1 protein-coding gene and 1 pseudogene are annotated in these 6,653 nt (G+C 34.7%); both read left to right on the top strand.

The window, feature by feature from the left end; all coding sequences use genetic code 11:
• Nucleotides 1-244: pseudogene (locus tag ACJROP_RS09570) on the top strand (Ig-like domain repeat protein); the annotation flags it as partial.
• Between the two features lie 222 nt (nucleotides 245-466).
• Nucleotides 467-6,653, top strand: a 6,187-nt coding sequence (locus ACJROP_RS09565) for a beta strand repeat-containing protein (protein ID WP_406535240.1), incomplete at its 3' end; no start/stop codon positions are given.

Raw genomic sequence — 6,653 nt, 5'->3', positions numbered from 1 at the left:
TGTTAACATGACCTACAAAGACGGTACAGCTTACGAAGTCCAATTAGTGAACTCCGAAGGCCAAGCAGTTGCTTTACGCGGTCAAATCGTTAAAATAACCGTTAAAGGAATTACTTATAATGCAAAAACAGATTCCAATGGTATTGCAAGATTAACAATCAACCTAGCTGCTGGAAGCTATGAATTAAAAGCAGAATACAACGGTGTTGTAATAAACAACACAGCTGTTGTAAACAATGCGTAAAATAAACATATAAATTTAGATTTAGGCTTATTTCTTAAGCCTAACCTTTTTCTTTTTTATTAGATGATTTTAAATTCATAATTTTTTATTATTCTTACTCATTTTAAACTTATTTTCTATCAAGTTTATTTGTATTTAAATATTACTTTTGACAAAGATACTAATGTAAAGTTTTTTTATATTTTTTAAGTTTAACTTTATAATACTTAATCGAGTGATTAAATGAAGATTAATAAAAGAGTTTTTATTTGTGCATTATTGGTGTTAATACTATTATCATGTATTAATACTGTTAGTGCGGATGAAACACTTAATGAAACATTAGGGAATGATTATATTGATGAGGCAGTTGCTGCTGATGTCCCCTATGAAGAGTTAAGTGTTAGTGGTGACACAATTGGTGTCGATGAGAATGGGGGTGGAGATTATAGAACAAGTTCTTCTGCTGTTAGTGATACTAGCGGTGGAGAAACAGTCTTCATCAAGAATGAGGTATATAGTGAAAACACATTAAATACAGATGGACCATTAACTGAAACTATACCTGGGCTTATTCATGAAGGAGAACCGATTTCACTTCCTGAAGGAACTATTTATGTATCTGAAATTGGTGATGATGAAAATAATGGTTTATCTGAAGATAGTGCAATAGCTACTCTTTCTCATGCAGTTGACATTGTTAAAGCTAGAGAAAATAAAACTGCAACTGTTTATGTACTGAATGGTTATTATTCAACTGATGCCATTGACATTAGTGATGATGTGGGCGTATCATTATCCATAATAGGTCAGGAAAAAGGAGAAGTAATAATTCAAGGAAATGGAGCATATGTCTTTGATGTTTATGGAGATAATTTGGTATGGAACTTCAAGAACCTTGATTTTGTTGATATTGATTCAACTGTCAGAACTTCAGCGGCTTTAGTATTATACAGTAAAAATGGTAACTTCACCATTGATAACTGTAACTTTAGAAGTATCAATTCAAGATTAGGTGCTATTGCAATAGGAAACGATAATGGAAATACAAATGTTATAAATTCTGTTATTGAGGATGTTACTGGTTCTGCTTCAAATACTGCAATTTTAACTGTTAATGGTGATGGTAAATTCATTTTAGATAATGTTGAAATTAGAAATTGTAGATTAAATCCGAATATTGCCAGCTCAAATGACGCTTCATATTTAAGGACTCTTATCTATATCAACACTTATGAGGCAGATTTGACCATATCAAATTCAAGAATTACCAACAACAACGGTCCTGCATTGAGCTTGATTGAAACAAGATCCAAATTAACCATTGTCAACACCACAATTTCCAATAATGTTATAAATACTTCACTTAGTGGAAATAATGGTGGAGACAATCTGATCTGGGCAAATAATGACAATTCAGATGTTAACATTGCTCAATGTGTAATTACAAACAACAACATTGTGAAATCAGGCAAAGGATTATTCTACAATCAAAAAGGCAGCATCAATGTTGAATATTGTGATATCAGCAATAATAATGTAGACAGCTTTGTTGGTGCATCCGGAACCATAACTGCCAATAACAACTGGTGGGGAACAAATGACCAGCCTGATGTTAAAGTGGACAATTGGGTTATAATGAATGTGGAAGTCGATGATTCCGATTTATCTCAAAACAATGAAGTAACCTTAACAGTAGACTTTAATCATGTAAAAACTTCTTCTGGAACTGTTGAAGAGTTGACAGGTGGTGAAATTCCTAAGGATTCATACAGTATTTCCGTATCTGCTCAAAACGGCGCAATTGCTCCTGCAAGCATGACAGTTCAAAAAGGAGAAGTAAAATCACAGACATTTACTGTAACAGAGGTAAATGATGTAATCACTTTAACCTGCGATGGCGATGATGTAAAAGTCACTATTGAAGGCGATGCGCCATATCGCGGAATAATTTATGTAAGCAAAATTGGTGATGACGCCAATGAAGGTTCAGTTGATGCTCCTGTAGCAACTTTGGCAAAGGCAATTGAACTTGCAAATGATGGAATTGGCCAAATCATCATAGATGAGGGCACATACACAGGACATGACTATCAGGTAACCGGTGATTTAAGCATAACCGGAGTAGGTAAAGTCACTTTGGATGCAAACAATCAAGGCGGACTGTTCGCTACAGGCTATCCTACCAATGCTACCAAGTTCATATTGACTAATTTGACTCTTGCCGGTGCAAATGCCGATTTTGGTCAAGTAATAAACAGCTATGCTGGCGAATTGGTCTTGGATAATGTAAACATTACTGATAATCCTGGAAGCGGCAGCCTTATCATCCAATCAGGCAAGCTTACCATTAACAATTGTATTATTGCAAACCATAACGGTGGAAATGTAATTTCAGACTCAAGCTCTGCTCAAATTGTCATTAATAATACTTTATTTGAAAATAACACAGTAACCGATTATGCAATTTGCTATCTGTCAGGATATTCCGGCGATTTAATCATTGAAAATACCCAATTCATCAATAACACCGGTAAGCTCGGAATTGTAAAATCAAATAAGAAAATCACTGTAAAAGACTCAAAATTCATTGACAATACAAATGCAAACAGTTATGGCGGAGCAATTAGTGACTGTGATGCATTTACTATAACTAACTCAACATTCATCAATAACAAAGCGGCCAGAGACGGTGGAGCAATCAGTGTAGGATATAATAGGATTGCAACAATTACAAAATCAACATTCATTAACAATACCGCTAACACTGTAGGAGGCGACAATCACGGTGATGCTATTTACAATTACGGTAAATTAACAATTAACTACTGCGTATTATTGACAAATGCTGAAAACTCACTTATTTATTCAGAAAGCGAATATGATGCAAATGCCCAATACAACTGGTGGGGAACTAATAGAAATCCTTCATCATTAAACGGCGTCGGAACTTATGAAGATGATGATTACAACGATGTGGAATGTGTAATAGACTCATCAAATTGGGTTTACATGAGTGTTACTACTGATTTGACTGAAAATAATGTTAGCGCCGGTGATGAAGTCGCAATCACTGTTGAGTTTACCAAATACATTGATTCAACTGATGCTTTAAAACCTTTAAGCGACAGCATTCCTGAAGTTGAGGTATCTGCAAGAGCAATCAACGGTGCTTTAGATGAACAGACTAAAACAACTTCTTCAAACATTGCCCAATTCACATACACAGCTCAAAGTGCTGATGAAGACACAATCACCATCACATCAGCTAATGCTGCTGTTCCGATTACTGTCAATGGAAATGAAGAAGAGGGATCAATAATTTATGTTGATGCAACTAATGGGCTTGACACAAATAATGGTAAAACAAGACAGACTGCAGTTAAAACCATTGCTCATGCTTTAGAAATTGCCAGCGGCCAAATTGTACTATTGGAAGGTACTCACGTAACCGATTATTTAGGAAGCATTTATGAAGATTTAAACATTACCGGTGAAGGCAGAGCCATTATTGATGCTCAAAACAATAATAGAGTTTTATATGTCGGAAGCGAAGCGAATGTTGTTATAAGAAATGTAATCATGATTAACGGTTACTCCGCTGAAGACAGTGGAGCGCTTTTAGGAAATGCCAATTACCTAACATTGATTAATTGTACATTAGCCAACTCCTCTGCAGGTCAAAATCATGGTGGAGCAATCTATAGCGTAGGTAAATTGACTTTAATTAACACTACCATTGCAAATTGTTCCGCTCGTGAAGGTGGAGCTATCTGGTCCAATAACGCTTTGTCTACAGGTAATTCAATTGTCTTAATAAATTCTAAGTTTATTAATAATTATGCGTCTGGTAATGACAATTTAGGTGGTGGAGCAATATTCACTCAACAAATTACCGGATTTACAATTGAAAATACTTCCTTTATTGACAATAAAGCAGGCACTACTTCAAGTGGTGGAGCAATATTTATTTCCCACTCTACTGCTACTGTAACAATCACTGATTCTGAGTTTATTGGAAACCATGCTAACGGACAGGATGGTACTGGTGGAGGAGCCATTTACAGAACAGGCACTTCCAATTATCAAAGAGACGGTAATATGATTATCACAGGCACCTTATTTGAGAATAATACCTGTGATGCAAATGGTGGAGCAATATATGCAAGATCCACTACTATAAATGTTGCAAACTCTGTTTTAATCAATAATAAGGACGCTAATGATTTAGCAGTTTACGGATATAAAACTGAACAGGTATCCCCTGCAATCACATTAAATGATAATTGGTGGGGTTCAAATGATAGTCCAAAAAATCTTGTCGGAGGATACAGGAATTATAAACCAACTCTTAACAGATGGGCTATTTTGACTGTAACTAACGATTCTGCTATTGAAAGCGGAAATACTGTAAAATTAACTGCAAGCATTAATAGCTACACTACCGGAACAACTAACGGCACTTTATCAAGTCCAATTACTGTTCCTAGAGATGTAAATATCATTACAACTCTCGGTAATATCAATGGTGTACTGGAAAATGGTGAATTTAGTTATAATCTTACTGTTGGGGATGGTTTAAAATACCTTGCTGTTAATGTTGACAATGAAACTGTTGTTTTACGTTTAGTTTCATCATATGTAAGGGTTGAAGTTGGCGATATTACTGCTAAAAAATATGATAAGGTTAATGTAGTAATTAATGTAACTTCTTATGAGAATGTTGATATTGGTAAGGTTGATTTATATGCTGGAGATACTTTCATTGATTCAATTGAAGTCCACAATGGAAAAGCAATTAAAGATATTGTAATTCCTAATGATTTAGGCACCTATGAGTTGATTGCCAGGTTTATCGATGATTCTGGTCTATTTGAAGCTAATGAATCTAGTGCAACTTTAACTGTTGATGGAATCTGTGAATTATGGAACAGCACTTTCTTCAACTTCTTTGATGCTGACGGATTGCTAAGGGATGTAATTTCTGAAGAGGAACTTGTATTCCATGGTAGTTTCTCAGATTTAGGCATTAATGCAATAACTATTTCAAAGCCTATTGCAATTATTGGCGATAATGTTGTTATCAGCGATATGGCATTTGCACTTGCTAGAGATGATATTAAATTGACCAATATGACTTTAATTGCGAACGATGTTAGCTTTGATGAGAATTCCGGTGCGATTATTTTAGTTACCGGAAATGATATTGAATTGAATAATGTTTTAGTTGACTATTCCACTCCAAGTAATTCAAATGCATTTGGAATTTTAGCTATTTCAGCTAGCGACTTCAAATTATTAAACTCCACTATAATGTTTGATTCAAACAATCAAGCTGATGTAACTCAACATGCTTTGCAGATTAGGGGTTGCAATGATTTTATAGTTGAAGGAAACACAATCAATGCTTCTTTGCCGGCAAGAGATGTCGCATATGGTACATCTGAATCATTCTTTGATGATATCAATCAGGATTTAATCTTGGCTATTGGTATTCAGGATGGTGAAAACGGTCTTTTAACTGAAAACAGTATTAATGTTGTTACAAAATCCGCTTCAGGAGATTTTCCAACTATCGATTCAATTCTGGTTTATGGTGCTAACAATTTGGAAATCAGTTGGAATAATGTTACTCAAGTTGATAGCGTAAATGCTGGAAGAGCAAGCTATTCCATTGCAATGGACTTATATGCTTTTGAGGATATTTCTGTTAAATACAACAATGTTATTGTAAATACAACTTCAGGTATTGAAGCTAGAGGAACAGCTTATCCTATTCAATCTAATGGCCCATATATCGGCCTTATAATTGATCACAACAATTTAACTTCAATTTCCAACGGTCCTGCTTTAGGTATTTACTCACAAAACTATGATAGTGCTGATATTGTAGTTACTTATAATAACATTAGTGTTGTAGGATTTGCAACTGAAGATATTTATTCATTAGTTTCAGGTATGGAGATTCAAAATACCAATGCAAAAATTTACAATAATACTATATACTCCAAAAGTGTTGCCAGTTATGATGATTTAAATGCGTTATATGGTATAAGTTATGCTCAATATGGTTTGAATGGACTTATATTTGATATTAGGGACAATACTGTATATACTGAAGGTAAATATGCAATTTACCTAAGAGATGCTAAAAACTCTAATGTGACCGGCAACTATTTAATTGCTAATGAGTTAAAAGGCGATTCTTCTGTAAATGTTGTTGGCGAGAATAATATTGTTATAAATAACTTCCCATCTGCTCCTGTTTTGTCTGCGGATGATCTTGTTATGACTTATAAGGATGGCAGTACTTGGGTTGTTACTTTGACTGATGGTGTTAATCCTATTGCGGGTGCTGCTATTAAAGTTGGTATTTATGGTAAGCTTTATAATCGTGTGACTGATGCTGATGGTGTTGCTCGTTTAGTTG

Origin of the sequence: Methanobrevibacter sp. (assembly GCF_045220775.1) — an archaeon.
Taxonomy (GTDB): Archaea; Methanobacteriota; Methanobacteria; order Methanobacteriales; family Methanobacteriaceae; genus Methanocatella.
Note: the sequence above shows the minus strand (reverse complement) of the source record. Positions and strands in the feature narration are given on the sequence as shown.